Raw genomic sequence first — 21,002 nt, 5'->3', positions numbered from 1 at the left:
GCATAAAATGCAGGATGGAATTTCCGGATAGAAGTCAGGGTCCAGCTCCAGTGCCCGGGAAAAATCGCCGCCTGAGGGGATTAAAACCGTTCGCTGTTCCGTAAACCTGTCATGGATCGAATGAAACCGCGCTTCGACGTCATAGGCCAGCTTGGCTCCATGCGCCGTTATGCCCGCGCGCTGACGCGTGACGCGACGGATGCCGAAGACCTTGTCCATGATGCGCTGGTCCGTGCCTATGAGCGTCGGGAAACGTTCAGGCAGGGCGGTAGCCTGCGCGTCTGGCTGCTTTCGGTCCTGCATAATTCCTTCATCGACGGGGTCCGTTCGCGCCGTGCCGAAGCTGCCCGGGTAGTGCAATCCGGATACCTCTCCGAAACCCGGATGGAGCCTCATCAGGATCATGTCGTGCGGCTCGCTCAGGTGCGGGAGGCGTTTCTCGACCTGCCGGAAGAGCAGCGCTCGGCCTTGCATCTGGTTGCGGTCGAAGGGCTTTCCTACCAGGAAGCAGCCTATGCGCTCGGCATCCCGCTTGGCACGCTCATGTCACGCATAGGACGGGCAAGAGCCAGCTTGCGCGGCATGGAAGACAATGCGGCAGGGCAGCCGAAAGGTCGCCTCAGGATCGTGGGAGGCCGTGATGAACGAGATGCGTGATCCCATCGTGGACGCTGACCTTGACGCCTATGTGGATGATCAGCTGGACGCGAGCCGCCGGATCGAGGTGGAAGCCTATCTTTCAGGCAGTCCGGAAGCCGCGGCGCGCGTGATGTCCGATCTTCGAGTTCGTGGCGAGTTGCGTCTCGCCTTGGCAGGGCCAAAAGGCATGGCTCGTCCCGCGACCGGTGACGCGGCTCGCCGTCTGGAACGTGGTCTGGCTCGCAGGAGATTTGTCGGCAGTTTGCAGCGCGTGGCGGCGATTGCGGTTTTCGTGGCGGTGGGCTGGATGGCGCATGCCGGATTTGGCCCGCTGGTCATATCGGAAGTCGTCGCCTCCACGCCGCCTCCGGACTACGTGAACGATGCGGTGATGTCGCACAGGACAACCGCCCTTCGCGCCTCCATGGCGTCGCAGCCGGCGGTTCCGGACTATGATCCCGACGAAATTCGTGCGGCAACGGCGATCGTCATGCCAGGACTGCCCAAGGATTGGCAGGTGACGGACGTACAGCTGTTTCCCTCCAAGTTCGGGCCAAGCGTCGAAATGGCAATCAAGACTGAGAAGTTGGGTGCCGTTTCGCTGTTTGCGGTGCGTCCGGGCACGTTCGATGTCGTCAAGCCCACCGTTGCCGACATGCAGGATGTGACGGCCGCCTATTTCCAGATCGGCGAAGTCGCCTATGCGCTCGTTGCGAAGGCTGACGCGCGCGATCTCGACCGAGCGGCAAGCCAGCTCTCCGATACGCTTTATTGATCCAGTCAACCTAGGGAGATTCCAGGATGAACACTCCATTCCAATCGGGAATGAACACGGCTCGCAGCCAGTCCGCGACAGTGTTCGACGAGGGCCTGCGACAGCATATGCTGCGGGTCTACAACTATATGGGCCTCGGACTGGTGCTGACGGGCATCGTCGCCTTCGTCGTCGGCTCCACCCCGGCGCTTTACGTACCAATCTTCTCGACGCCGCTGAAATGGGTGGTGATGCTCGCACCGCTGGCCTTCGTGCTTGTCTTCTCGTTTCGCATGCAATCGATGTCGGCGGCTGGAGCCCAGATGATGTTCTGGGCGTTCTGCGCGGTCATGGGACTGTCGCTGGCCTCTGTATTCCTGGTTTTCACGGGCACCAGCATCGCCCGCACCTTCTTCATTGCCGCAACCATGTTCGGCGCGACCAGCCTCTACGGCTACACCACCAAGCGCGATCTCTCGCAATTCTCGTCCTTCCTGATCATGGGCCTGATCGGCGTGGTCATTGCGAGCGTCGTCAACATCTTCCTCGGTTCGACGGCTCTTCAGTTCGCCATTTCGGTCATCGGCATCTTCGTCTTTGTCGGCCTGACGGCATGGGACACGCAGACAATCAAGGAGCAGTATGCCGAGAATTTCGATGCCGAATCCCGGCAGAAACTCGCGGTCTTCGGAGCTTTCTCGCTCTACCTGAACTTCATCAACATCTTCCAGCTCCTGCTGACCTTCACGGGCCAGCGCGAGGAATAGCAGTCAGGTCAGAGCATCATTGTGGACAGACTGGACCAGCAGGCCATCGTCGGCCTCTTCGACAAGCTCGCCGATGTTGCGCGGCAATCGCCGCCTCGGGACCAGGAAGCGGAAGCCTATATTGGCGAGCAGATCGCCCGCCAGCAGACGGCGATGGGCGTTGCCGGCGGCGTCTTGCTCGGCAGCGCGATTGCGGGCATGTTCGGCGGCAATGAGGCTCAGGCAGCCGAGACGAACGAGGAGCCTCAGGCTGACAATGTCGATACAGGGTTTGATGACGGCGGCGATTTCGGCGATTTCTGATTTCCATGCCTGACGAAGAACCGTCCACCAGTCCCGTCCACACTCCGCCAGATAGCGAAGAGCGTGGACGCAAACTTTCCGACATCCTGTGGTCGATTGCCGGTGATACTGCGCGGGAGCGAATTTCCGTCGGAGATCTTGTTGTCGCGCTGGGTGATCGCGCGCTGGCCGCGCTGATGGTCGTCTTCGCACTTCCGACCGTGTTGCCGATGCCGCCGGGAACTTCAGGAATCCTCGGCGCGCCGCTGGTTTTCCTGTCAGCGCAGCTCATGCTTGGTCGACGCCCGTGGCTTCCAAGGAAAGTCGCGGACCGCTCGATGTTCCGGACCGACTTTGCCACCCTGTTGGATCGCGCCGGGCCATGGCTGGCTGATCCGGTCGCGTGGATTGGGCTCGCTAACACTCATCGATGGCGGTCGTATTGACAAGATCCTTGCCGCACCGGCTTAGGCAGCAAGGCGATGCAATGCCGGTGCGCTCGCGAAAGCGCCCACGAAAAAACAAGGCTAATCGGCATGCGCTCCCTGCTGAGGACATACTGGAACGGCGACGTCCCGCTCCGTCGCGTCTTTTGGTTCGACATGCTGGTGGTCGGCACGATCGTCAACGCGGTATCGGCTGCCACTGCCCTTGTGGCGTTTGCCACGGACGCCCCCGATTGGCTCGCGCTGGGCATTTTCCTGGCGCCGCTTCCCTACAACCTCCTTCTGTGTCTCTTCGTTTGGCGCTCGGCCACCCGCCATCCCTCCGGCTGGAGTGACTTTGCAAAAGTCGGCGCAGTCCTTTGGCTCGTGGCAGCGCTGATCATCTAGGATATGGGCTACACGATGCTGACAGAGAGCCATTCGGCGGCACTAGCTCGGGGGTCGGCTTTGGAGAACTCCGGAAATGTCCGGTCATGAGACCTGAAGCGGCGATTCCCGACGCTCCCCGATGCCGCCAAAGCTGACGTTCGGTGCAATGGGCGGGTTGACCCGTTGCAGTCCTTGGCCAGCCGCGCAACAAACGGCTGGCTTTTCGAGACCTTCGGAGATCGATTTCCCTTTCGGGAACCGGACAAAGAAACGAACGATCCTGATCCAGCGGCCGTCCAACGTTGCGTGGCACTTTCCTGGCCGGTGCAATGCCCTGCCTCTCCGTATGCCGACTAACCCGTGTCCCACAATGAAAACATCGCCGTCACGTGAAGATTGCGAGGGACATCAGCGTGTATTTCGCATTCCGGCGAGAACTTAGTTTGGAAGCATGCGCTTCAGAATGTCATCCTTGCGAACGAAATGATGCCAAAGGGCTGCCAAGGCGTGAATTCCTACAAGGATCAGCAATCCATTGGCACATAGACCGTGAATTGCCTTGATCGATCGCGCTATGTCGCGATCCGGGGAAAACGGCGCGGGAACGCTTAAGAGACCAAAGAAGCTCACCGAGTCACCTCTAAACCAGGTCAGCACAATTCCGAGCACTGGGATGGTGAACAGCAGTGCATACAGCGCGAGGTGTGCAGCCTTGGCAAGCACTTTCTCCATGCCTGTCATGGATGGAGGAAGATTCGGTGCGCCCCTGGATAAGCGCATAACCACTCGCCAAATCACAAGCCCGGCCAGCAACAGGCCAAACGAGATATGGAGCCATTGCGCCAGAGCCCGATTCGGATCGTCTCGCTGGAACAAACTATTGCCGTAGGTGAGCCCGTAAAGGGCGAGCACAAGAATGAAAAGTAGCCAATGCAGCGTCTTTTGAATGGGTGAGTAAGCTGTGGCTGACATTGAAATCCCGAATTAAGGACCGTTGCGACGCTCGTTGACATCTACAGAAGCATCGAGACGTCGCAACCTACCGTTCGCAATGTTAGATCGAGTTCCCAGGCCATTGCAAATCAGGTGAACTTGGATGCCTGCGTGGCTTTCGCTCGCCGTGTCCAGATGTTGGCCCCCAACAATCGTACTGCTCAAATCTTTGGTGCCTCGAACAGCTCGATCGGATTTCCCGCTGGGTCCTCGAGCAATATCTGTTTGCCGCCCATGCCTTGCACAATCTCGTTGCGAAAATACGCGCCTGCGTTCCGCAACGAGGCGACTTCCCTTTCCAGGTCCGCGACTTCAATCTGGATGCGGTTCCAGCCGCCAGGCTCGGGCTTGCGGCCGTCTGGCATCGTTTGCGAGGCACCGCCTGGTCCGCCCATTCCGCTCACCAGGAGACGGAAACCGTCCCTGGACAAGATGGCGAAGCTTGGTGCCGGACGCAGATCGACAGAGAAGCCGAGATGCTTTGTATAGAACTCCACTGCTGCATCGACCTTATCGACGATGTAACGCACGCTGATTCCAGGCATGGTTGTCTCTCCCTGTTGCGTTCCTCTGATCGGTTGCGCGCGATCGCGCAACGCTTGTCCTTCGCCCAATCGGCAAAACTCAGGTGAGGGCCGCGAACATCTTCGTAGCCCGCCCCGCCGCCCTTCAAACCAGTTTCAAGGCTGCGCCAGCCATAGCCATCAGGACAACGACGATCCACGGTGGGGCCTTCCACACGGTGAGTAGAAGAAAGCCAGCAAGCGCAAGCGCAAAGTCACGCGGCCCAAGGACCGCACTGGTCCAGACCGGACTGTAGAGCGCAGCTCCCAGGATACCGAGGACGCTCGCATTGACGCCGCGCATCGCTGATTGCACAGCCGGGCGCAGGCGCAACGCATCCCAGAAAGGCAGCACCCCGTAGGCCAGCAGAAGACCAGGCAGGAAGACCGCGACAAGCGCAATCGCGGCACCGGTGAGGCCGTTAGGCGCAGGGCCTGCGACTGCACCAAGATAGGCCGCAAAGGTGAACAGCGGTCCGGGTACAGCCTGCGCCAGTCCGTAGCCCGCCAGAAAAGCCTCGTTGCTGACCCACCCAGGCGTCATCACCTCGGCCTGCAACAGCGGCAGTACGACATGGCCGCCGCCGAAGACCAGCGCTCCCGACCGATAGAACGCATCGAAGAGCGCGATGGCTTGATGACCCGTCGCACTCACAACCAGAGGTGGGATCAGAAACAGAGCCGCATACAGGACGAGCACGCATGCCCCCTGCCGCCGCGACACGGGAAAGCTCAAGTGCCCGGCGGGCGTGGTACCATCGGCGCGGCAGAGCCAAAGCCCGGCAAAAGCACCGATAGCAATCGCGCCGATCTGACCCGACGATCCGTCGACGAAGGCGACGATCACGACCGCCGCCAATGCAATGGCGGCGCGCTCGCGATCGGGTGTGAGGCTCTTCGCCATACCCCAGACGGCCTGGGCGACAACCGCAACAGCGACCAGCTTCAGCCCATGCAACACACCTTCGGCAACCGGCCCTGTGAAGCTGGCCGCGCCGAGTGCGAAGACGACGAGCATGATCGCCGACGGTAGGGTGAAGGCGATCCATGCAGCCAGACCGCCCAGCAGGCTGTTGCTCCGAAGAACGCCTAGCGCGAAGCCGACCTGGCTGGAGGCAGGGCCAGGCAGGAACTGGCAGAGTGCGACAAGATCGGCATAGCCGGGGTCATCGATCCAGCGTCGCCGCACGACCAGCTCATCATGAAAATACCCGAGATGGGCGATTGGACCGCCGAACGAGGTGAGGCCCAATTTGAGGAAGACGCGGAAGACCTCGGCCGATGAGCCGCGGCGCGACGCCGTGACTGTCTCGTTGCTAGCGGTCATTGTGATCTCGCTTGAACAATGGTCCGAGGGTGCTGATCATGCAGCCTATGTGTGGGGGTGCTCCATCATCTCGCCGATGAGCTCGCGCACCTTGCCGCGTGCCATCTCCAACGCTTTGCGTCCGAGCGGCGTCGCGCGATACATGCGCCGTACGGAACGGCCGACGCGGTGTCCCTTGGAGGTCAGGTATCCCTTTTTCTCCATGGACCGGAGCATTGGGTAAAGCGTCCCGGCGCTGAGCTTGTAACCATGCCGTGCAAGCTCCTCTATCATCCACTGGCCATAGAGTTCTTCTTGCGCCGCATGATGCAGCACGTGGAGGCGGATCAGGCCGCTGAGTAGATCTTGATGTTCCATGGTTGGCGATCATAGACAGTCGATCCACGTAATCGAAAATCGATATCGATCATCGATAATATGGATTGGTTTATCGAGTCAATTCGTTGCTGAACGCCACGTCGGCATGTATCCATTGCTTGTCCCAGAAATAGGCGCAGCTTGGCCACGCGTAGAGCAAACGTCCCTTCTCAAAACAACGGAGGCGTCGCAGATCGAGGAGCTGCGCGCTTATATGACTGATGCAGACATTTTTGGCGGGTCGATCTGGCCTTGCGATTTCCGGCGTTGCTGTGTCTATTCCAAATCTCGATACGAACCGGTTCGGCTTCACCGCCGGATCAGACATCTGCAAACGTTACAAGGAATACGCATATGGCGACTGGAACCGTGAAGTGGTTCAACAGCACCAAGGGTTTTGGGTTTATCCAGCCCGATGATGGCGGTCAGGATGTTTTCGTCCACATCTCCGCTGTCGAACGTGCTGGTCTCTCGAACCTCGTTGATGGCCAAAAGATCAATTACGAGATCGAGCAGGATCGCCGCACCGGCAAGTCCTCTGCCGGCAGTCTCAGCAAAGCTGGCTGATTTTTCTCAAGTGCCCGGCATCCGCCGGACGGCGCGGCAAGTCGCGGATGCACTGTCCGCCAAGCCGGCGCGAAGCATGGTTGGTCCGGAGACCGAGGCGGCAGATTGCTGAAAGTCAAAAGGCTGTCTGGCGACGGAAAGCGGGGCAAGAACTCGCCTTTCTCGTGCTTGAGGCATCTCCGGCGGCATGACGGTTGCCTGACGCGACGTTGTGCGTCGACCAATTCCATCCTTGGCTCTATCGAGCGGCAACAGTGGTCCACCGCAATGTCATTGAAAGGTCACCTAAGCTGACCCATATGCACATTGCGTCGGACGTCTCCTCCCATTCGTCTGGCGCGTTCCCCTCTGGAGGTTTTAAACCTTCATGCTTGGCCGGGCTTAACAGTCCGGCCTTTTTCTTTTGGTCACATCAACCTATCAGATACCGATCTCAGTCACGCACCCGCAAGCTTCCCATTTGGAGCGTGCATCACGCTGTATAGAGAGCCTTGGCAAGTTCATCGGGAAGGCGACCGCCGGGAGATTGCCCCTCCAGGCCCGCATTGGTGAAGGCCACCATCGTCAGCTTCCGGTCTGGATCGACAAACCATGAGTGGCCATAGGCCCCGCCGAGACGCCATGTCCCCGCGGTTTCCGCCGAGTGCGCGATCCCTGGGTCGCGCAGGATTGTGAAACCGAGACCAAAGCCGCGTCCGGGCCAGGGCAACAGATCCATTCCAACTGTGTGATCGGTTGTCATCTCATCAATCAGCGCACCAGTCAGCAAAGGCTCGCCACCGGTGCGAAGCACTTCAAGCAGATGCAGCGACCTTCTTGCCGGTCCGCCGGCGACTTTGTTGCGGCCGCTCACCACGGCGGCATTTTGACCAATTCCGGTCCTTCCGATCGCGGAATGATCCAGTCTGTCACATTGGTGTTGCAGATGCTCTGCTTCCTTGACAGTTCACCCAACAGGACAACGTCCATGAATTATGACGATCAGAATAGTCTGAGCCGAATCAAGGCCGAAATCGCAGACAGTTTCGATGAGGAACTGGAGATGCAGCTGGAAGAGGATAGGCTGGACGAGCTTGTCGCCGAAGGGATGTCCGAGCCAGCCGAACCAACGTTGGACCGCAAGATATATTTCCGCGAGCTTTTCCGGCTTCAGCACGAACTGGTACGGCTTCAGGATTGGGTGCAGCACAACAAGCTCAAGGTCGTGGTGATTTTCGAGGGGCGGGACTCCGCGGGCAAGGGCGGCGCCATCAAGCGCGTCACGCAGCGCCTCAATCCGCGTGTCTGCCGGGTGGTTGCATTGCCGGCTCCGACCGAACGTGAGCGCAACCAATGGTATTTCCAGCGCTACGTCCCGCATTTGCCGACGGGCGGCGAAATCGTCCTGTTTGACCGTAGCTGGTATAACCGTGCCGGCGTCGAACGCGTGATGGGGTTCTGCACGCAGGATGAACTCGAGGAGTTCTTCCGGTCGGTTCCCGAATTCGAGCACATGCTCGTGCGCTCAGGCATCGTGCTGGTCAAATACTGGTTTTCAATCACCGACGAGGAGCAGGAGTTCCGCTTCAAGATGCGCATTCATGATCCGCTGAAACAGTGGAAGCTCTCGCCCATGGACATGGAGAGCAGGATACATTGGGAAGACTACACCAGGGCCAAGGAGGACATGCTTGCGCGTACCCACACGGATCATGCGCCATGGTCGGTTGTGCAGGCCGTAGACAAGAAGAAAGCTCGGCTCAACTGTATCGCGCATCTGCTGGCGCAGATTCCATATACTGACGTGCCCAAGTCCGAAATCGAGCTGCCAGAACGCGTGCGCCATGCGGACTACACCCGTAAGCCAGTGCCTGCCGAGTTGTTTGTGCCGGAGGTCTACTGAACGTTTAGGCTCGTTTTGATCCAGACGCGGGGAGTAAAGCTCCTTTGGCAGAAGTTGGAGCACACGCGCGCGTTCTGGAGATGAGGCGCATCCTGTGCAGCCAGACAGGATCGGCATGAGTTGGCACTCGTCATGGAAACGCCGTGGCCCGGTCATCATTCTCATGCATCGTATCGTCGGCGAGCGGCAAGGATCGATGCGGAGATTGGGCGATGTTCCGAAGTGAACCGACACTTGATGAGTTGTTGGACGAACCCATCATACAGGAGCTCATGGCGAGCGATGGTGTCCGGGCCGAGGACGTCCGTCGCTCGATACAAGATGCGCGTACCCGAATGAGTCTGAATTGTCAGGGTTCGGGTAAGTTTTTGGATGATAAAAGTTCCCCGGGGTTTGCCAGTTCCAACCGGCCTCCATCGCCAAGACTGCCGGATCCCAGTGCGACATCAATCAGAATCCGTGCCGATCCGATCAGGCAGCACGGATGCCTGACTTGACCTGCCGCCAAAGTGGCGAAACGACATATCCCATGACCGGAATTGCAATCGAACCGACGGCAATCCCGATCACCGCAGCACCGGCTGCCTGAACGACCCAGGCGACAACAGGCCCCACGGGCGCAAGGGCGAGCGCGGCAGTATCCCCGACGTCGTGGATGATGTGGGCCAGCCGGTCGAAGCCGTAAGTCTCGAAGCCATGAAGAATGATGCCGCCGCCGACCCAGATCATGGCGGCCGTTCCGACGATCCCAAGTGCCTTGAGGAAATACGGCATGCCCTGGACGAGTCCGCGTCCGGTCAAGCGAAGGGCCGCGCTGACAGTCGATGGCGACGACGCGCGGGCGAGCATAAGTCCGAAATCGTCGGCCTTCACGATCAGCGCGACGACGCCATAGACAGCGACGGTGATGCTCATCCCGACGACAGCGAGCACCATTGCCTGAGTAAATGCGTTCCCGTCGGGAACGGCGGCGAGTGTTATGGCCATGATCTCGGCCGACAGGATGAAGTCAGTCTTGATCGCGCCGGCGATCTTCTGGTCTTCGAAGGATTTGGCGTCCAGGCTGATGGACTCGATACCGGTCTCATGATCGTGCGCCGCATGCGGCAGGATCAGTTCGTAGATCTTCTCGACGCCTTCATAGCAGAGAGAGACACCACCTATCATTAGCAGTGGCGTCACCGCCTGGGGTGCGAACAGGCTCAGGAGCATGGCTGCCGGCAGCAGGATCAGCAGCTTGTTCTTCAGAGAGCCGAGCGCGATCCTGCCGATGATCGGCAATTCTCGCGCCACGGAAAAACCAGTGACATAGCGCGGCGTAACGGCGGCGTCGTCGATGACGACCCCGGCTGCCTTGGCTCCGGCCTTCGCGGCCTGGCCGGCGATGTCGTCGAGTGAGGCTGCGGCCACTTTTGCCAGGGCCGCTATGTCGTCAAGAAGGGCGATCAGACCGACGCTCATTGAGGCCACCGCTCAGGAAGATGAGTCGAAAGGAGATGCCGCGCCGCACATGGGGGCATTGCAGGATTATCACCGCAGCATTGCCTGAAGCGGACGCTGCGGTGATATGTTAAGGTTTACTCGGCAGGAAGCGGGTTCAGGCCGAAGCTACCTTCGTCCTTCGGGTTGGACGACCGATCCCGCTTTTGCACCGCACGTGCCAAAACATTCTGCCTGTTGACGGATTTGCGCTCGGCGTCGATGCGGCGGATCAGGATTTCCGCACGCTCGATGGAGCCAAGCAGAGCGAGGATCGTCCCACGTTCCACCGCGCCCGCATCCGGCCCCAGCGCAAGAGTGCGGGCACGAAGTTCATCGACTTCGGGGTAGCTGACATGCCCGGCCGGCATGGTCGGGTTGGCGATGCCGTGATCGGGCATGATATCGCGAAGCGAGACATCGAGCTTGTTGAGCGCGGTTTCGACGATGGCGTTTGCCGGACCGCTGAACTTCTCGCGCTTCACGCGCCGGGCCACCTGATGCATCGACTCGGTCAGCGCAGCTGTGAAATCCGCCTCCTCGATCAGGCTCGCGACGAGGTCGAGCTGCTCGTAAGGCAAATCCTCCTTCATCAACAGGGCGGTGTAGGCCCGTATGTCGCGGCTGAGGATATCGGTCGCCAGATAATGCTCGCCCGGATCGGACGGCGCGTTCTTCGAGGATCGCGCGATGTCCAGGAACATGGCTCCAGCCTGTAGATGACGCGCTGTTTCCTGCTGCACGGCCGGGATGGCCTTGGCGAAGTCGCTCGCCAGTTTTTGGTCGAGGAATTTTGGGGTCGAGTAGTCTTCGACATCCTCTGCGTCGGTGTGTCCGACGCGCGACAATATCCGGTCGAACACGCCGACGAAGGGAAACAGCAGCAGCGTGTTGAAGATATTGAATACGGTCGAGTAAACACCGACGGCGACCGGCACGAGCGGGAACGTTTCCTTGCCGCCGATCAGGACCGGAACGCTTGGGTCGCCGCCAAAGAACTGCATGCCCCACCGCAGGACTTCGATCGAGACGAAGAACAGCGGCACGGTGATACAAACGCCGATGATGTTGATGGAAATATGCGCGTAGGCCGCCCGCTTGGCGTTTTTCGACAGATTGAGCGAAGCCATCCACGAGGTGATGGTGGTGCCAAGGTCTGCGCCGAGCGAGAAGGCGACGGCCGTTTCCCAGTCGAGGATGCCTGCCGCGCCAAGGCCCATCACAATACCAATCGTCGCCGACGACGAGTGGATCATCGCGGTAATGGCGGCGGCGATGAGCACGCACTTGATCAGGTTGAAGTAGGAGTCTGCCTTCAGCGTCTGCAGCAGTTCCATGACCTCAGGCATGTTGCGCAGCGGGCGCAGACCGCCGGTCATCAGGTTGAGGCCGTAGAAGATCAGCGCGAAGCCCATGCAGGCGAGTGCGATGTTGCGGACCTTCTCATTCTTGGAGAAGCAGTAGAGCAGCGAGAACGCGCCGGCGAAGATCAGCCCCAGCGGGCCGAGCGGCAGCGCGATAAGCCCGTTGCCCAGGGTCGTGCCGATGTTTGCGCCCATGATGACGCTGATCGCTGGTCGCAACGCGACAACGCCGGCGTTGACGAGGCCAACAACCATCACGGTCATGGCGGTGGAAGACTGGATCACGCCGGTGATCAGCGTGCCGGCCAGCACGCCTTTGATCGGCGTTCCGGCCGCCCTAGCGAGGAAGGCGCGCATCTTGTTGACGGAAAGCGCCTGAATGCCGTTGGACATGAACTCAAGGCCGAGCATGAATAAGCCCAGCCCGCCGATGACCGGCACGAGAATGTCCTTGAAGATGTCTATATCCATCTCATGCTACCCCAAAAATGCGCCGTCCCGACGCGACAAGTTTCGATTACCCTCGGTGCGTCCAGAGTTGCCGAACGACTGAGTGCTCGCCGATTTCAGTTGCCGGCCTGCAATTCCTTGACCCAGTATTGTTTGACCTGTTCCGCAAGAGGCTCCGGCAGCGGCACATAACCGAGCGCCGCCGCATCCGAATCTCCGTCATCGAATGCGAGACGAAAGAGGTCGTGAACGCGGCGATAGCGATCCGGGGACCGGCCGGCGATAGGAACAACCGCGAAGGTGGCAGTGCTGATTGGATAGGCAGCTGGCCCAGGCTGGTCGGTCAGGGAAGCGTAAAAGTCCTGCGTCTTTTCCCAGGCGATGGCGTTAGCTGCGGCCTGGACGCCTTCGGGATCAGGCTTGACGAAGTTGCCCGATTTGTTCTGGATTGAAGCGAAGGGCAATCCCGCGCGCATCACCTGGCCGTATTCGGCATAGGCGATCGCGCCCTTGGTCTCCTGCACGGCGAGGATAAGGTTCTTGGTACCTTCGGCGCTGGTCCCGACCGGCCACGGGATAAGGGTATCGGCGCCGTACTTTGTCTTCCATTCGGCGCTGACTGCCGTGAAATACTCTGTAAGGACGAAGGTTGAGCCTGAACCGTCCTTGCGGTGAAAGACGCTGATCTGGAGATCGGGAATATCCAGATCGGGATTGAGCGCCTTGATGGCGGGATCGGACCAGGTCTGGATCTTGCCCAGATAGATGTCCGCCAGGACTGGGCCGGTCAATCGCAAGGCTCCCGGGGCAACGCCGTCGATATTCGTGACGATCGCGATGCCACCCATGACGATCGGAAACTGTTGTTGGCCGCGGCTGGCGAGTTCCGAAGGCGCAACCGGTACGTCGGTGGCCGCGAAATCCATCTCAGGCTGTTCAAGCCGCATCAGGCCGGCGAGCGATCCGACAAGCTCGTAGTCGACGGTCCAATCCAGCGTGAAAAAGTCACCGCCGTCCGCCCGCGCATCCTTATAGGCTCTCGCCCATTTGGCCATGACCGGCGCAGCGAAAGTCGATCCCGCGCCGCGAATAGGTTCCGCCTGGGCGGTTTGCCCAAAAGTCAACGCTATGGCCAGAATGGCAGCGCCAGCCAGCCCATCGACCACGCCCCGAGCTTTTCCAATTCGGGAAACGAGCAATCCAACCATAGCGCCTCACTGCGGTTTGTGCGCTTGCGGAACAAGCATGCGCGAAGTTGTAGTTTGTTCAAGACGCGCGTGCGCTCGAACCTGGCTAGGCGGCCACGCCGGAACCAACATTAAGCCATATGCTTGGTAATGCTGTTGTTTGACGCTTGGATGACAGGCCATCTGGCGGTGACGAAAGTAAATTCGGCCTACACTTTTGGGAATGGCCGCCGAATATTGGCTTGGTTTTTCATAAGTGAAGCAAAAGCTTCATCCCTGTGACACATCGGCGTGCGTCAACAGTCGTTAGGTGACAGGCGGCATCTGAATACGATGCCACCTCTGTTCGGTGAAGTTTGTGCTCGCTCTGGCCAATCGCAGGTTGCGTTTGTGGCAATGAGAGTTTGGGCAACAGGAGTAATGAATGTCTGATCAGGTAAGCCATTCCCCGCTCGACAAGAAGGTCGCTATCGTGACCGGCTCGACGAGCGGCATCGGGCTCGGCATCGCGCGCGGGCTTGCCGCGCAAGGCTCCGATATCGTGATTAACGGTTTGGGCGACCCAGTCGCCATCGAGACCGTCCGGGCTGCAATCGAGACGGAGTTCGGTGTGCGCTGTCTCTATTCTTCCGCCAATATGTTCTCAGGCGCGGAGATTGGCGACATGATCAAGCTGGCGGTCGACGCTCTCGGCGGTTGCGACATTCTCGTCAACAACGCTGGCATCCAGCACGTTGCTCCCATCGACGAGTTTCCGGACGATAAATGGGAAGCCATCATCCAGATCAACCTTGTTGCGGCCTTCCACTCCGTCAAGGCCGCACTTCCTTTGATGAAGGCGCGCGGGTGGGGTCGGATCATCAACATCGCATCGGCACATGCTCTGGTCGCGTCGCCGTATAAGTCCGCCTATGTCGCGGCCAAGCACGGCATCGCAGGATTGACGAAGACCGTCGCCCTCGAGGTTGCGACAGCCGGGATCACAGCTAACGCCATTTGCCCGGGCTATGTCTGGACCCCGCTGGTCGAAACGCAGATCCCGGATACCATGGTCGCACGCGGCCTTTCCAAGGAACAGGTCATCCACGACGTGCTTCTCGAAGCCCAGCCGACCAAGGAATTCGTCACCGTCGACCAGGTTGCCGGCCTGGCGCTTTTCCTGTGCTCGGACGCCGCCGCGTCGATAACGGGTGCAATCCTTCCCATCGACGGCGGCTGGACCGCGCATTGAAGCCTAAAAACCCAATCGCTTTCTCCGCCATACAGGAACCCAGTTAGATGAAAGCCGAAGACGTTCGCCGCAGCTATGCGATGCCGCTCACCAATCCGGCCTATCCGCGTGGTCCTTACCGCTTCATCGACCGCGAATATGTGATCGTCACCTATCGGACCGACCCCGAAGCCTTGAGGGCCGTCGTTCCCGAACCGCTGCAAATCGCCGAACCCCTGGTCAAATATGAATTCATCAGGATGCCGGACTCGACCGGGTTTGGCGACTATACCGAGTCCGGCCAGGTCATTCCGGTGCGTTTCGACGGGGAGGAGGGCGTCTATGTTCACGCCATGTATCTCGATGACGACGCTCCAATCGCCGGTGGCCGCGAGATATGGGGCTTCCCCAAGAAGCTGGCGTCACCAAAACTCGTCCACGAGGGTGAGGTGGTCGTCGGCACGCTGCATTATGGCTCGGTGCTCTGCGCGACTGCGACCATGGGCTACAAACACAATACAATAGACGCCGGCGACATCGCGCACTCACTCGGTAAACCAAACTTCCTCGTCAAAATCATCCCGCATGTCGATGCTACGCCGCGCATTTGCGAACTGGTCCGCTATCACCTTCAGGACATCACCGTGAAGGGGGCTTGGTCAGGTCCGGCAGAGTTGCAGCTTTACAGGCACGTCATCGCGGATGTTGCGCGCCTGCCGGTGTTGGAGATCGTGTCAGCGGTTCATTTTGTCGCCGATCTCACGCTGGGCCTCGGCGAAGTCGTCCACGACTATGCGAAACAGCCCGGCGCAGAACGCTAAGCGGGCAGAAGGATCTTGCAATGGACCAGACTGTGAAGAAGCGAAGAGGCGAGACACCCGATATACAGGACCTCATAGCGCCCTATCAGTCTGTGGCGCTCGTGCTTCAGGGTGGCGGCGCGCTTGGCGCCTATCAGGCGGGCGTTTTCCAGGCGCTGAGCGAAGCCGGGATAAGCGCCAACTGGCTGTCAGGTGTTTCCATTGGCGCGATCAACGCGGCGATCATCGCCGGCAACGAGCCCGGCAACCAGGTCGACCGGCTGCGCGATTTCTGGGAAACGGTGTCGGGCCGCAAGGTGTGGCATTTTACGCCGGAGGGCGATGCGTTCCGCAAGCTGCGCAATCAGGCCAGCGCCATGATGACGATGATGTCGGGACTTCCAGGCTTTTTCAAACTGCGAGAGCTGAGCCCGTGGTACCAGCTTCCCGGCGCAACGGGGGCGACGAGCTTCTACGACACGGGCGAACTCGAAACCACGCTCAATCGCCTGATTGACTGGAATGTCCTGAACGATCGGCAACGACGGTTGAGCGTTGGTGCCGTGAATGTCCGGACGGGTAACTTCCGCTACTTCGATAGCGAGATCGAAATTATCGGCCCGCAGCACATCATGGCGTCGGGCGCTCTGCCGCCAGCCTTTCCGGCTATCCATATCGAGAACGAGTACTACTGGGATGGCGGCATCGTCTCGAACACGCCGCTTCAGTATCTGCTGGAACAGGAGGATGTGCACGACACGTTGGTGTTCCAGGTCGACCTGTTCAGTGCGCGCGGCATCCTTCCACGAGACATGGGCGAGGTGCAGGCGCGTCACAAGGACATCATGTATTCAAGCCGGACGCGCAACAACACGGACACGTTCCGCCGCCTGCACAATGTGCGCCTGAAGCTTCACCAGGCATTGCTGCGCATTCCGCCGGAGATCCTGACCGAGGGAGACAAGGAATTCCTCGCTTCGATGGAGGATGTCCCGCAGATCAACATCGTCCATCTCATCTATCAGCCGAAAATCTACGAGAGCGACGCAAAGGATTACGAGTTCTCAGGCACCTCGATGCGTGAGCACTGGGACGCCGGCTATCAGGATACCCGCAAGACGCTGCGCCATCGCAAATGGCTGGTGAAGCCGCCGGAATCGATCGGAATGACTGTCCATGACATTCACCGCGATGATCCGAGCTGAGAGGTTCGACAAGGCAGGCCTATCCGTGTCTATTCGGTCGTGATCTGCACCAGTGCGGTGACCGGCTGGCCGTTCACAAGGATGGGCTGGTGATGATCATCTGCCAGAAGAACCCCAATGACATGCTGGCCGGTAGGCGAAGGGCAATGGCTTAACCTGGCCAACACAAGATCGCCCCCAAAATCGCTGTTCATGCTGTTGTAGGCGGGGCCTGGGATATTGCAGCTGTCCCCCTCTGGATCGATTTTCATATCGATATGGCCGCAGCGGGAATCGCCCGCACAACTATCTGCCGGCATTAGGCGGAAGTTGCTTTGCACCACGATGTGAAATTGCGCCGAACAGTGACCCCACGTCGACCAGGATTAATCGGCTGATTTCATTGCGAAAATGAATGTTGGCAAGGGGTTCCAGAAGGCGCCTGTTATGACCCCTCGAAAATCCCAAAAAGAACTACTGGATCAGACACTTGCGCGTTTCGATCCTTGGGGTTGCAGTTCGGCGCGATTTCACAGCGAGAACCGTCAAAACTGGTTGTCGCATGCCATTGTCTCGCCTGCCAGAGACGGACCGGTAGTCCATTCAGCGTCGGGGCATTCTATGCGATTGACACGGTTGAGATTTCTGGGGGGCCACGGAATTTGTCCACGTTGGCGATAGCGGTAACAGGGTGCGCATCTATTTTTGCCCAACCTGCGGTTCGACAATCTATTGGAAGCCCGATGCGCTGCCATCGATGATCGGGGTAGCCGTTGGTGCACTGGCCGCCCCTGACTTCCCGGCCCCAGCGCTATCGATATTCGAGCGATCGAAACATCATTGGTTGCAATTTGACGGGGATGTCGAACACTTTCAAGAAGGTGCGATACGAAAATATTCGCCTGATCTGACGAGACGGTCCGACACCCGTTAATCGCCGCGTCCGTCATCAATGGAATTAAACACGGCTGATCTAGGTGAATTGTCAGATCACAAAAAGCCCGCCGGCAAGACGGATCGAGACGACGGGCTTCCGCCACCGCCGGGGTGATAGCGGCGACATTCCCCGCTAAGGAGGGGGTGAGGGCAGCGGGGACACTTCAAACCAAATCAGAGCGGCTTCTAATTCAGCAACCTAACCGACCGAAATCGAAACATTGCGAGTATGCCCTGCGTGTTTCGCGAGAGGCATCCGTCGAAGCTTTCTGAAAAGCGCCTCTTCATTGGTAATGCCGGAACTGTGTAGTGAAACAGCACGTCTGGAGAGTACATCCGCATCCGAACCCTCAGCCTCGAAACCGTACCAGCGGCACAACTTCGCAACGACGCGGTTCAGCACGCCCAGCTGAGCGGGATAGAAAATGCCGGTCTGAAAAGCATGAGAGCTATTCATGGCTCTCTCCACAGATCAGGGCGAAAGCGTGATAATCTCTCTCAAAAACCAGCGCCCGTTTCTATCGCTGGTCACCCAATAACGGTACGCCGATTCCGGCCAATAGCAAGCTGATACTCTGAAACGCAAAAGGTCCGACACCTCTTCAGAATGGCCGCCGGCGGCTTGGTAATGCCAAAGATCAGACAACGCCGCTTGAATTTCCCGTTTCAACTCGTCTCGGGGCGTCGTCAAGCACGGTTAGCTCCACCGCCGCCAATTTTGCAGCGCAAAGCACATAACGTTCACTTGCCAGCCAGGACTCGCGGTCACTCTCTTGCCCAATTATGTCGGGGCCACGGTGCGCACCGATCTGATCGTTTTTGGGCGCCAATCCCGACGATAAATGCGCGTTAGGTCGGCGAAAGCTCGGTGTGGACGCCTTGCCAACGGTTCGCGTCGAAGCCTCTTGAAAAGTGCGTCTTCACTGGTCAAACCGGAACTGAAAAGCGACATGGCCCGGCTGGCAAGCTCCTCGGCATCCTCACCTTTGACGCTGAGACCGTGCCAGTCGCACGTCTTCTGGACGACGCGATCCAGCAGATCCAGGTCGTCGGGATACAAAATTCTCGGTTGAAAATCATGATGGTTGGTCATGGCTTTCTCCTACGAATGAGGGCGAAAGCATGGTGTTCTCTCTCAAAAACCAGCGCCCTTATCAAAGGCTGGTCACCCAATAACGCTACGCCTAAGCGGGCCAATAGCAAGCGGGGATTTTCTTGGCGATGTGATCGGCGAGGGTGTCGGGGGTGTCTGGCATTTTTGCCAAGGCCGTCTAATCAATAGACCAGCATCGGGACTTACGAGCGCCGCTGCTTTGCGCTTCACATTGTCGACATAAGGCCCACTGCTAGGTCAGCGAAAGAGGCGGGGGAACGCAAGTTCACTGATACCCCCGCCCTGCTCAACGGCCCCCTTACACTGTCCCACTCGGACAGCGGCATTGAGCCGAGCAGAGACGATGAATAGCATTCATAGCGTTTTCAGGCGCTAATCTATGATAACTTTCGGACCCGGATCTATCATGTCGTTGATCCAAAAATCCCGCCACTTCGGAGTGGTGATGGACGGCGGCGCCGGCTGCGCTTTCGGAAGGACTACCCATACCGATTCTGTTACCAGACGTGGAACCTTTAAGCCCTTCCAGGGATTATATCCGCCGATGTTCGATGGCTTTAGTCTTGAAATGATTGAACTGCCGGAGGCGACATTTCGGATTCGCCGCGGTGGCAACGGCCCTCCGGTGCTTCTCCTGCACGGGCATCCCCGCACGCACGCGACCTGGCATCGCGTGGCGCCTCTTTTAGCCGAATTCTACACAGTGATCTGTCCAGATCTTCCCGGCTTCGGGCAATCATCCATTCCTGCTGACACGCCCGACCACGCCGGATCCTCCAAGCGCGCAAAGGCGCGTCACTGCGTTGCCCTGATGCGGCACCTCGGCTTCGAGCGCTTTGCTGTCGCAGGCCACGATCGCGGCAGTTACACCGCATTCCGTATGGCAATGGACCACCCCAACGTGATTACGCATCTCGCGATCCTTGATGGCGTACCGATCCTGGAAGCACTGGAACGTTGTGATGCCCGCTTCGCGACAGAATGGTGGCACTGGTTCTTCTTCGCCCAGAGGGAAAAACCAGAGCGAGCAATTCTGGCCGACCCAGACGGCTGGTATGGCGGATCACCTGAGCAGATGGGCGCAGAAGCCTTTGAGGACTACCGTGCTGCCATCCATGATCCTCGGGTCGTCCATGGAATGCTCGAAGACTACCGGGCCGGTCTTGGGATCGATCGCGAGCATGACCAATCGGACCGTGCTGCCGGTCGCCGGATTGCCTGCCCGACGATGGTACTCTGGTCGCTCCAAGACGATCTGGAGCGGCTCTATGGCAACGTCCTCGACGTATGGATTCCATGGACGACCAGATTGTCTGGGAGGGGTATCGATTGTGGACACCATATGGCGGAGGAGGCGCCCGAGGCTCTCACGGCGGAACTGCGAGGGTTCTTTCGATCCGCTTAGATCTGCTACCACCCACCTCATCAAACTCAACGATGTCGAACCGCTCGGCTATCTCGCCGATGTCCTCACCAGGATCGTCAATGGCCACCCCAACAGCCAGCTCGACGACCTGCTGCCTTGGGCTTATATCCCGGCTCCCGAGCTCAACGCCGTGGCCTGAGAACACCGCTTACGATGTGTGCAAGAGGCATGCTCAATATGCTCGTTTGAGCGAGCGGGTGGAAAATCAGGGTTGGGATGTCGTCGACCTGCGCTCGAACATAAACACGGGCTTTCGCAACCAGGAAAGCTCCATTCATTCCCTGTCGAACGAATTGCGGGGCTCGTCCAAGACGCAATGGCCGGTGATCTGGTCGGCGATCCGGCCGGATTGACAAGATCGAAGAACGGCTGGTTCCGCGCCGAACTGGATCAGGTGTTTGGTGACCAACAGCGCCAGGTCGACGAGATCAAGCAATTCCCGAGCGGCATCTCCAATCAGCGTGACGTGATCCGGGATATTCTGGAAAGGCTGGATCGAGTCGAACGCCGCGTGCCGATACCGCCCGGATGATCAAATTCCACCCAAAATGGAGGGTGCGTGAATAGCTCGAAGCGGCTATTCAACGCCTCTAGCCCCTTGCGCCCGCGTGTTCCTTCTGGAGCGCGGGCCTTTTTTCGTTTTCGACCTCAGACGACGAAAAACTCTCCGGCCGTCATCGCAAGTCCGGGCGAGAGCGTGGCGAACTTGATCGCCGCAGCACCGCCCAGCCCGTCCCTGTCGAACAGCAGGTCGCCAGTGGACTTGTTGTAAATAATGCGGTCACTCGCATCATGCGCGGCGGCTCCAGTGTGAAAGGCTCCGGCTGACAGCCAGCCATTCGCAAGGCCGGTGAAGACCGCATTCTCAAGCTGGATCATGTCGTCGGCGAGGTTGTAGTCCGTAAT

24 protein-coding genes and 3 pseudogenes are annotated in these 21,002 nt (G+C 59.0%); 15 read left to right on the top strand and 12 right to left on the bottom strand.

The window, feature by feature from the left end; genetic code table 11:
• The first annotated feature begins 111 nt into the window (after positions 1–111).
• From WBQ96_RS27640 to WBQ96_RS27615, 6 genes are all read left to right on the top strand, one after another.
• A complete protein-coding gene (locus WBQ96_RS27640; protein WP_165121325.1) occupies positions 112–657 on the top strand; it encodes a sigma-70 family RNA polymerase sigma factor in 546 nt (181 codons plus the stop codon).
• The gene (locus tag WBQ96_RS27635) at positions 641–1,414 is read left to right on the top strand and encodes an anti-sigma factor family protein (protein ID WP_165121324.1); all 774 of its coding nucleotides are present in this window, start codon (positions 641–643) and stop codon (positions 1,412–1,414) included. The genes WBQ96_RS27640 and WBQ96_RS27635 overlap by 17 nt, the downstream gene beginning before the upstream one ends.
• 26 nt (positions 1,415–1,440) lie before the next feature.
• On the top strand, positions 1,441–2,160 hold the full coding sequence (locus WBQ96_RS27630; RefSeq protein WP_165121323.1) for a Bax inhibitor-1/YccA family protein: 720 nt from the start codon (positions 1,441–1,443) through the stop codon (positions 2,158–2,160).
• Positions 2,161–2,181: 21 nt separating this feature from the next.
• Positions 2,182–2,463, top strand: coding sequence for a DUF2076 domain-containing protein (locus WBQ96_RS27625; protein WP_165121322.1), 282 nt, complete (start codon positions 2,182–2,184; stop codon positions 2,461–2,463).
• Between the two features lie 5 nt (positions 2,464–2,468).
• Entirely contained in the window at positions 2,469–2,888 is a 420-nt protein-coding gene (locus tag WBQ96_RS27620; RefSeq protein ID WP_336556265.1) for an exopolysaccharide biosynthesis protein, read from the top strand.
• A 90-nt stretch (positions 2,889–2,978) separates the two neighbouring features.
• The gene (locus WBQ96_RS27615) at positions 2,979–3,275 is read left to right on the top strand and encodes a hypothetical protein (RefSeq protein WP_165121320.1); all 297 of its coding nucleotides are present in this window, start codon (positions 2,979–2,981) and stop codon (positions 3,273–3,275) included.
• Positions 3,276–3,695: 420 nt separating this feature from the next.
• Here the strand turns inward: WBQ96_RS27615 and WBQ96_RS27610 are convergent, their stop codons facing one another.
• The 4 genes from WBQ96_RS27610 to WBQ96_RS27595 all read right to left on the bottom strand — a co-directional run bounded on the left by WBQ96_RS27610 (position 3,696) and on the right by WBQ96_RS27595 (position 6,497).
• Positions 3,696–4,229, bottom strand: coding sequence for a cytochrome b (locus tag WBQ96_RS27610; RefSeq protein ID WP_336556263.1), 534 nt, complete (start codon positions 4,227–4,229; stop codon positions 3,696–3,698).
• A gap of 182 nt (positions 4,230–4,411) precedes the next feature.
• Positions 4,412–4,795: a VOC family protein gene (locus WBQ96_RS27605; RefSeq protein WP_165121318.1), complete on the bottom strand. Its 384-nt coding sequence runs from the start codon at positions 4,793–4,795 to the stop codon at positions 4,412–4,414.
• Positions 4,796–4,919: 124 nt separating this feature from the next.
• Positions 4,920–6,140, bottom strand: coding sequence for a chromate efflux transporter (gene chrA, locus WBQ96_RS27600; protein ID WP_165121317.1), 1,221 nt, complete (start codon positions 6,138–6,140; stop codon positions 4,920–4,922).
• A gap of 45 nt (positions 6,141–6,185) precedes the next feature.
• Positions 6,186–6,497, bottom strand: a complete 312-nt coding sequence (locus WBQ96_RS27595; RefSeq protein ID WP_165121316.1) for a PadR family transcriptional regulator — start codon at positions 6,495–6,497, stop codon at positions 6,186–6,188.
• Positions 6,498–6,851: 354 nt separating this feature from the next.
• Between WBQ96_RS27595 and WBQ96_RS27590 the strand changes: the two genes are divergently transcribed.
• Positions 6,852–7,064: a cold-shock protein gene (locus tag WBQ96_RS27590; RefSeq protein ID WP_165121315.1), complete on the top strand. Its 213-nt coding sequence runs from the start codon at positions 6,852–6,854 to the stop codon at positions 7,062–7,064.
• A gap of 472 nt (positions 7,065–7,536) precedes the next feature.
• Here the strand turns inward: WBQ96_RS27590 and WBQ96_RS28335 are convergent, their stop codons facing one another.
• The gene (locus tag WBQ96_RS28335; protein WP_376767764.1) at positions 7,537–7,806 is read right to left on the bottom strand and encodes a serine hydrolase; all 270 of its coding nucleotides are present in this window, start codon (positions 7,804–7,806) and stop codon (positions 7,537–7,539) included.
• A gap of 225 nt (positions 7,807–8,031) precedes the next feature.
• On the opposite strand from WBQ96_RS28335, the gene ppk2 reads away from it, so the two are divergent.
• Positions 8,032–8,946, top strand: a complete 915-nt coding sequence (gene ppk2, locus WBQ96_RS27585; protein ID WP_336556269.1) for a polyphosphate kinase 2 — start codon at positions 8,032–8,034, stop codon at positions 8,944–8,946.
• Between the two features lie 471 nt (positions 8,947–9,417).
• Here the strand turns inward: ppk2 and WBQ96_RS27580 are convergent, their stop codons facing one another.
• The 3 genes from WBQ96_RS27580 to pstS form a co-directional block, all read right to left on the bottom strand.
• Positions 9,418–10,407, bottom strand: a complete 990-nt coding sequence (locus tag WBQ96_RS27580) for a DUF808 domain-containing protein (protein ID WP_336556260.1) — start codon at positions 10,405–10,407, stop codon at positions 9,418–9,420.
• 116 nt (positions 10,408–10,523) lie between these two features.
• Positions 10,524–12,260 (bottom strand): Na/Pi cotransporter family protein, encoded by a 1,737-nt coding sequence (locus tag WBQ96_RS27575; protein ID WP_165121312.1) that lies wholly within the window; start codon positions 12,258–12,260, stop codon positions 10,524–10,526.
• A gap of 95 nt (positions 12,261–12,355) precedes the next feature.
• Positions 12,356–13,405, bottom strand: a complete 1,050-nt coding sequence (gene pstS, locus WBQ96_RS27570; protein ID WP_336556257.1) for a phosphate ABC transporter substrate-binding protein PstS — start codon at positions 13,403–13,405, stop codon at positions 12,356–12,358.
• 445 nt (positions 13,406–13,850) lie between these two features.
• On the opposite strand from pstS, the gene WBQ96_RS27565 reads away from it, so the two are divergent.
• Genes WBQ96_RS27565 through WBQ96_RS27555 form a run of 3 tightly spaced genes read left to right on the top strand, consistent with a single transcriptional unit; the run spans position 13,851 to position 16,641 of the window.
• Positions 13,851–14,657, top strand: a complete 807-nt coding sequence (locus WBQ96_RS27565; RefSeq protein ID WP_336556255.1) for a 3-hydroxybutyrate dehydrogenase — start codon at positions 13,851–13,853, stop codon at positions 14,655–14,657.
• 47 nt (positions 14,658–14,704) lie between these two features.
• The gene (locus WBQ96_RS27560) at positions 14,705–15,457 is read left to right on the top strand and encodes an acetoacetate decarboxylase (RefSeq protein WP_165121309.1); all 753 of its coding nucleotides are present in this window, start codon (positions 14,705–14,707) and stop codon (positions 15,455–15,457) included.
• A gap of 20 nt (positions 15,458–15,477) precedes the next feature.
• Positions 15,478–16,641, top strand: a complete 1,164-nt coding sequence (locus WBQ96_RS27555) for a patatin-like phospholipase family protein (protein ID WP_336556253.1) — start codon at positions 15,478–15,480, stop codon at positions 16,639–16,641.
• Between the two features lie 29 nt (positions 16,642–16,670).
• Here WBQ96_RS27555 and WBQ96_RS27550 read toward each other — a convergent pair whose 3' ends face one another.
• Positions 16,671–16,892, bottom strand: a complete 222-nt coding sequence (locus WBQ96_RS27550; RefSeq protein ID WP_246246018.1) for a hypothetical protein — start codon at positions 16,890–16,892, stop codon at positions 16,671–16,673.
• 234 nt (positions 16,893–17,126) lie between these two features.
• Here WBQ96_RS27550 and WBQ96_RS27545 point away from each other — a divergent pair.
• Positions 17,127–17,554, top strand: a pseudogene (locus WBQ96_RS27545) (GFA family protein).
• A gap of 201 nt (positions 17,555–17,755) precedes the next feature.
• Here WBQ96_RS27545 and WBQ96_RS27540 read toward each other — a convergent pair.
• Complete coding sequence (locus tag WBQ96_RS27540) at positions 17,756–18,013, bottom strand: hypothetical protein (protein ID WP_336556250.1); 258 nt, start codon at positions 18,011–18,013, stop codon at positions 17,756–17,758.
• 324 nt (positions 18,014–18,337) lie between these two features.
• Entirely contained in the window at positions 18,338–18,649 is a 312-nt protein-coding gene (locus WBQ96_RS27535; protein ID WP_336556248.1) for a hypothetical protein, read from the bottom strand.
• Between the two features lie 565 nt (positions 18,650–19,214).
• Between WBQ96_RS27535 and WBQ96_RS27530 the strand changes: the two genes are divergently transcribed.
• The 3 genes and pseudogenes from WBQ96_RS27530 (at position 19,215) to WBQ96_RS27520 (ending at position 20,628) form a co-directional block, all read left to right on the top strand.
• Positions 19,215–20,075, top strand: a complete 861-nt coding sequence (locus WBQ96_RS27530) for an alpha/beta fold hydrolase (RefSeq protein WP_336556268.1) — start codon at positions 19,215–19,217, stop codon at positions 20,073–20,075.
• A gap of 22 nt (positions 20,076–20,097) precedes the next feature.
• A pseudogene (locus tag WBQ96_RS27525) lies at positions 20,098–20,235 on the top strand (transposase domain-containing protein); the annotation flags it as partial.
• Positions 20,236–20,412: 177 nt separating this feature from the next.
• Positions 20,413–20,628 carry a hypothetical protein gene (locus tag WBQ96_RS27520; RefSeq protein WP_336556246.1) on the top strand — a complete coding sequence of 72 codons (216 nt, stop codon included), beginning with the start codon at positions 20,413–20,415 and terminating at the stop codon, positions 20,626–20,628.
• A gap of 116 nt (positions 20,629–20,744) precedes the next feature.
• On the opposite strand, the pseudogene WBQ96_RS27515 reads toward WBQ96_RS27520, so the two are convergent.
• Positions 20,745–21,002 (bottom strand): annotated as a pseudogene (locus tag WBQ96_RS27515) (calcium-binding protein); the annotation flags it as partial.

The organism is Mesorhizobium sp. CCNWLY176, from assembly GCF_037153935.1.
GTDB classification, from domain to species: Bacteria; Pseudomonadota; Alphaproteobacteria; order Rhizobiales; family Rhizobiaceae; genus Mesorhizobium_M; species Mesorhizobium_M zhangyense.
The sequence above is the reverse complement of the archived record's forward strand: the minus strand, read 5'-3'. Positions and strand labels throughout refer to the sequence as shown.

Excerpts from the sequence above, each read along its gene's own strand:
- WBQ96_RS27530 (WP_336556268.1), top strand. The coding sequence starts at position 19,215 with ATGTTCGATGGCTTTAGTCTTGAAATGATTGAACTGCCGGAGGCGACA.
- WBQ96_RS27605 (WP_165121318.1), bottom strand. The coding sequence starts at position 4,795 with ATGCCTGGAATCAGCGTGCGTTACATCGTCGATAAGGTCGATGCAGCA.
- WBQ96_RS27635 (WP_165121324.1), top strand. The coding sequence starts at position 641 with ATGAACGAGATGCGTGATCCCATCGTGGACGCTGACCTTGACGCCTAT.
- WBQ96_RS27630 (WP_165121323.1), top strand. The coding sequence starts at position 1,441 with ATGAACACTCCATTCCAATCGGGAATGAACACGGCTCGCAGCCAGTCC.
- WBQ96_RS27535 (WP_336556248.1), bottom strand. The coding sequence starts at position 18,649 with ATGACCAACCATCATGATTTTCAACCGAGAATTTTGTATCCCGACGAC.
- WBQ96_RS27595 (WP_165121316.1), bottom strand. The coding sequence starts at position 6,497 with ATGGAACATCAAGATCTACTCAGCGGCCTGATCCGCCTCCACGTGCTG.
- WBQ96_RS27580 (WP_336556260.1), bottom strand. The coding sequence starts at position 10,407 with ATGAGCGTCGGTCTGATCGCCCTTCTTGACGACATAGCGGCCCTGGCA.
- WBQ96_RS27615 (WP_165121320.1), top strand. The coding sequence starts at position 2,979 with ATGCGCTCCCTGCTGAGGACATACTGGAACGGCGACGTCCCGCTCCGT.
- WBQ96_RS27520 (WP_336556246.1), top strand. The coding sequence starts at position 20,413 with ATGGCCGGTGATCTGGTCGGCGATCCGGCCGGATTGACAAGATCGAAG.
- WBQ96_RS27540 (WP_336556250.1), bottom strand. The coding sequence starts at position 18,013 with ATGAATAGCTCTCATGCTTTTCAGACCGGCATTTTCTATCCCGCTCAG.
- ppk2 (WP_336556269.1), top strand. The coding sequence starts at position 8,032 with ATGAATTATGACGATCAGAATAGTCTGAGCCGAATCAAGGCCGAAATC.
- WBQ96_RS27555 (WP_336556253.1), top strand. The coding sequence starts at position 15,478 with ATGGACCAGACTGTGAAGAAGCGAAGAGGCGAGACACCCGATATACAG.
- WBQ96_RS27620 (WP_336556265.1), top strand. The coding sequence starts at position 2,469 with ATGCCTGACGAAGAACCGTCCACCAGTCCCGTCCACACTCCGCCAGAT.
- chrA (WP_165121317.1), bottom strand. The coding sequence starts at position 6,140 with ATGACCGCTAGCAACGAGACAGTCACGGCGTCGCGCCGCGGCTCATCG.
- WBQ96_RS27575 (WP_165121312.1), bottom strand. The coding sequence starts at position 12,260 with ATGGATATAGACATCTTCAAGGACATTCTCGTGCCGGTCATCGGCGGG.
- WBQ96_RS27560 (WP_165121309.1), top strand. The coding sequence starts at position 14,705 with ATGAAAGCCGAAGACGTTCGCCGCAGCTATGCGATGCCGCTCACCAAT.
- WBQ96_RS27590 (WP_165121315.1), top strand. The coding sequence starts at position 6,852 with ATGGCGACTGGAACCGTGAAGTGGTTCAACAGCACCAAGGGTTTTGGG.
- WBQ96_RS27565 (WP_336556255.1), top strand. The coding sequence starts at position 13,851 with ATGTCTGATCAGGTAAGCCATTCCCCGCTCGACAAGAAGGTCGCTATC.
- WBQ96_RS27550 (WP_246246018.1), bottom strand. The coding sequence starts at position 16,892 with ATGAAAATCGATCCAGAGGGGGACAGCTGCAATATCCCAGGCCCCGCC.
- WBQ96_RS27610 (WP_336556263.1), bottom strand. The coding sequence starts at position 4,229 with ATGTCAGCCACAGCTTACTCACCCATTCAAAAGACGCTGCATTGGCTA.
- WBQ96_RS27640 (WP_165121325.1), top strand. The coding sequence starts at position 112 with ATGGATCGAATGAAACCGCGCTTCGACGTCATAGGCCAGCTTGGCTCC.
- WBQ96_RS28335 (WP_376767764.1), bottom strand. The coding sequence starts at position 7,806 with ATGACAACCGATCACACAGTTGGAATGGATCTGTTGCCCTGGCCCGGA.